General features: G+C 67.9%; 3 protein-coding genes. All 3 read right to left on the reverse strand.

The annotated features are described in order from the left end of the window. The coding region (gene ligA / locus Q0C59_RS19045; protein WP_291218534.1) for an NAD-dependent DNA ligase LigA at positions 1-2,037 on the reverse strand (2,037 nt) is incomplete at its 3' end. 10 nt (positions 2,038-2,047) lie between these two features. Beyond that, entirely contained in the window at positions 2,048-3,181 is a 1,134-nt protein-coding gene (locus Q0C59_RS19050) for a cell division protein ZipA C-terminal FtsZ-binding domain-containing protein (protein WP_291218536.1), read from the reverse strand. 11 nt (positions 3,182-3,192) lie between these two features. Further along, positions 3,193-4,053, reverse strand: an 861-nt coding sequence (locus Q0C59_RS19055) for a chromosome segregation SMC family protein (protein ID WP_407066573.1), incomplete at its 5' end; no start/stop codon positions are given.

Genomic DNA, 4,053 nt, shown 5'->3' on the forward strand with positions numbered 1-4,053 from the left:
CACCGCCACACCCAGCTCGTTGGCCTTGTCCAGCTTGCTGCCGGCATCAGTGCCGGCCACCACGTAGTCGGTTTTTTTGCTCACCGAGCCGGCCACCTTGGCGCCGGCGGCTTCCAGCAGGGCCTTGGCGTCTTCGCGCTTGAGCGTGGGGAAGGTGCCGGTGAGCACGAAGGTTTTGCCCGCGAGCGGCTGGGGTGCGCGCTCGGCGGGTTCGCCCTCTTCCCAGGTCACACCACAGGCGCGCAGTTGCTCCACCACCTCGCGGTTGTGCGGTTGGTCGAAGAAGGTGCGGATGCTTTGCGCCACCACCGGGCCCACATCGTTGACCTCCGACAGGGCTTCGAGGCTGGCGTCCATGATCCGATCGAGCTGACCGAAGTGGCGCGCCAGTTCCTTGGCGGTGGCTTCGCCCACGTGGCGGATGCCCAGGCCGAACAGGAAACGCGGCAGCGTCGTGCGCTTGGATTTCTCCAGCGCCGCCAGGATGTTCTGCGCCGACTTCTCGGCCATGCGGTCCAGCGCCAGCAGGGACACGAGGCCCAGCCGGTACAGGTCGGGCAGAACCTTGACCACGCCGGCGTCCACCAGCTGCTCGACCAGCTTGTCGCCCAGGCCTTCAATTTCCACCGCACGGCGCTGCGCAAAGTGCAGCAGGGCCTGCTTGCGCTGCGCGCCGCAGAACAGGCCGCCGGTGCAGCGGTAGTCCACCTCGCCTTCTTCGCGCACGGCATCGCTCCCGCACACCGGGCATTGGCGGGGCAGGCTGAAAGGCTCTGGGTTACCCACGCGTTTGTCGAGCAACACCGACACCACCTCAGGGATCACATCACCCGCGCGGCGCACGATCACCGTGTCGCCCACGCGCACGTCCTTGCGGCGCGCCTCGTCCTCGTTGTGCAGCGTCGCGTTGGTCACGGTGACGCCGCCCACGAACACCGGCGCCAGTTTGGCCACGGGGGTGAGCTTGCCGGTGCGGCCGACCTGAACGTCGATGGCCAGCACGGTGGTGAGCTGCTCTTGCGCGGGGTATTTGTGCGCCACGGCCCAGCGCGGCTCGCGGGTGACGAAGCCCAGCTGGCGCTGCAACGCCAGCGAGTTGACCTTGTAGACCACGCCGTCGATGTCGTAGGGCAACTGGTCGCGGCTGGCCCCGATGCGCTGGTGATAAGCGACCAGGGCGTCTGCACCGCTGCACAGCACGGTCTGCTCGGCCACAGGAAAGCCCCAGGCCTTGAGCTGCATGAGCAGCTCGAAGTGGGTCTCGAACGCCGGGCCGCCTTGATCGGGCGGCGTGATCTCGCCCAGACCGTAGGCGAAGAAGCTCAAGGGGCGCTGAGCCGCAATGCCCGAGTCGAGCTGGCGCACCGCGCCAGCGGCGGCGTTGCGTGGGTTCACAAACGTCTTTTCTCCCTTGGCGCCGGCAGCGATCTTGGCGCGCTGTTTGTCGTTGAGCGCGTCGAAGTCGTCGCGCCGCATGTAGACCTCGCCCCGCACTTCGAGCACCGGCGGTGCGTCGGCCGGCAGTCGCAGCGGCACCTGCTGGATGGTGCGCACGTTGGTCGTGACCTCTTCGCCCACCTCGCCGTCGCCGCGCGTGGCGGCCTGCACCAGCACGCCGGCTTCATAGCGCAGGCTCATGGCCAGACCGTCGAACTTGAGTTCGGCCACATAGTCCACCGGGGCATCGGCCTCGGTGAGTCCCAGGGCTCGTCGCACGCGGGTGTCGAAGTTGCGCGCGCCGCTGGGCTCGGTGTCGGTCTCGGTGTTGATCGAGAGCATGGGCACACGGTGGCGCACCGGCGAAAACGCATCGAGCACCCGGCCGCCCACACGCTGGGTCGGGGAATCGCTGGTCAGCAGCCCGGGGTGTGCGGCTTCAATGTTTTGCAGTTCCCGGAACAGCCGGTCGTACTCGGCGTCGGGGATTTCCGGGTCGTCGAGGGTGTAGTAGCGGTGGGCGTGGTGGTGGAGCTGGGCGCGCAACTCGGCGGCTCGCTCGGCGGGGCTCGGCCCCGCAGCGAAAAGATCGGGTGTCATGACAGTCGGATCAGGAGAACAGGCGGCGAGCCTGAGGCGAGCCGGCCGACAGGTCGCGGCTGTCCAGCGCGTCGTACAGGCTTTCCAGGTCGGCGCCGATGCCGTCCATGGTGTCGTTGGACAGGGGCTGGCCTGCGTCGTCGGTGACCACGCCGTCCATGGCCTCGGCCAGCGCCTTGGCCGCCTGGCGCATGCGCACAAAGGGCTGTTCGCTGCGCGGCACGTGCGTGACCTCCAGCGACAGCGCCACCTCGCGCAAGGCACTTTGCTCCGGGTCTTCGGCCATGGCGGCCTGTGGATCGAACACCAGGCTCAGGATGGGCGCCTGCCCGCTCTCGCTGCCCGAGAGCACCATGCGGCCGGGCAAGGCGCCCGCCACAAAGCCCAGCTTGGCCGCGTGTTGCGCCACATAACCCGGACTCCAGGCGGCACGGCGCGCGCGCAGGGTGAAACCGAGTTGAGCGTCGTGTCCGCTGGCAAACGCGTCGAGCTCGCGGGCGCGGGCCACCTCGGCGCGCATGTCGGGGAACTCGGGTGCTGCGCCCACGGCATCGGCAAAAGCCTGGGCCTTCACCACGAACTCGGAAAACTCGATGTCGTTGAGCGCGCCGGCCCGGTTGGCCAGTTGCACACCGGCCTGCAGGGCCCGGTAGCGCTGGCCCAGGCGCGGCGTCTCCCATTCGCCGGTGGCATCGCACAGGCCTTCGACCGCAAACGGTTTGCTGCCCACGCGGCGTGTGCCGGGCAGAGCCGCCAGCAATGCGTCGCCGGAGACCTCGTGGTCCAGCACCAGCGGTGTGATCACGTCGATCAGTGCGTCCAGGTTGGGCCTGCGCTCGGGCTGGTGCAGCAAGGGGTTCACATGAACCGCAGCAGCCGCCACGGCAATCGCGGCCGGGTCGGGCTGCGTGGACGCACCGGGCATGTCGCCCAGCACCGGGTCGATGCGCTGGATCTCGTGGCCGGTCAGGTCTTCTGGCGAGTACGGCACGGTCTCGTCGCTCGCCGCATCGTCGGGGCCGTGCGCCGAACGCTCGCGCGCAAGGCGCGGCACGCTCTTGCGCGTGACCCAGGCGTTGTAGGCCACCACACCCGCGAGCACAAGCCCTCCGATGATGGCCAGGCTGATTTGCAGAGTGCTCATGGTGTTGTTGTTCAGGTGGGTTCGAGCATGCCGGCGGCCGATTCCATGTCCACCGCCACGATGCGCGAGACGCCCTGCTCCTGCATGGTCACGCCGATCAGCTGCTCGGCCATTTCCATGGCGATCTTGTTGTGGCTGATGAACAGGAACTGCGTCTCTTTGGACATGTGGGTGACCAGCTTGGCGTAGCGCTCGGTGTTGGCGTCGTCCAGCGGCGCGTCCACCTCGTCCAGCAAACAGAACGGCGCGGGATTGAGCTGGAAGATGGCGAACACGAGCGCAATCGCGGTGAGCGCCTTCTCGCCGCCCGAGAGCAGGTGGATGGTCTGGTTTTTCTTGCCGGGTGGCTGCGCCATCACCTGCACGCCGGCGTCGAGAATTTCCTCGCCGGTCATCACCAGGCGCGCGTTGCCACCGCCGAACAGCTCGGGGAACATCTTGCCGAAGTGCGTGTTGACGGTCTCGAACGTGCTGCCCAGCAGGTCGCGGGTTTCGTTGTCGATCTTCTTGATCGCGTCTTCCAGCGTGTTCATGGCCTCGACCAGGTCGGCCGTCTGCGCGTCGAGGAAGGTCTTGCGCTCGCGCGCAGCGGTGAGTTCGTCCAGCGCGGCGAGGTTGACGGCGCCCAGCGCCTGGATCTCGCGGTGCAGGCGGTCGATCTCGCCCTGCATGCCGGGCAGCCGCACGTTGCCTTCCGTGATGCTTTGCGCCACAGCGGCCAGATCGGCCTGGGCCTCTTCGAGCATCTGCGTGTACTGCTCCACGCCCAGGCGCGCGGCCTGTTCCTTGAGCTGAAAGTCGGTGATGCGGTTGCGCAGCGGATCGAGTTCACGCTCCAGTTGCAGGCGGCGTTCGTCGCTGGCCCGCAGCTT

Source organism: Hydrogenophaga sp. (assembly GCF_022844385.1).
Lineage (GTDB): Bacteria > Pseudomonadota > Gammaproteobacteria > Burkholderiales > Burkholderiaceae_C > Hydrogenophaga.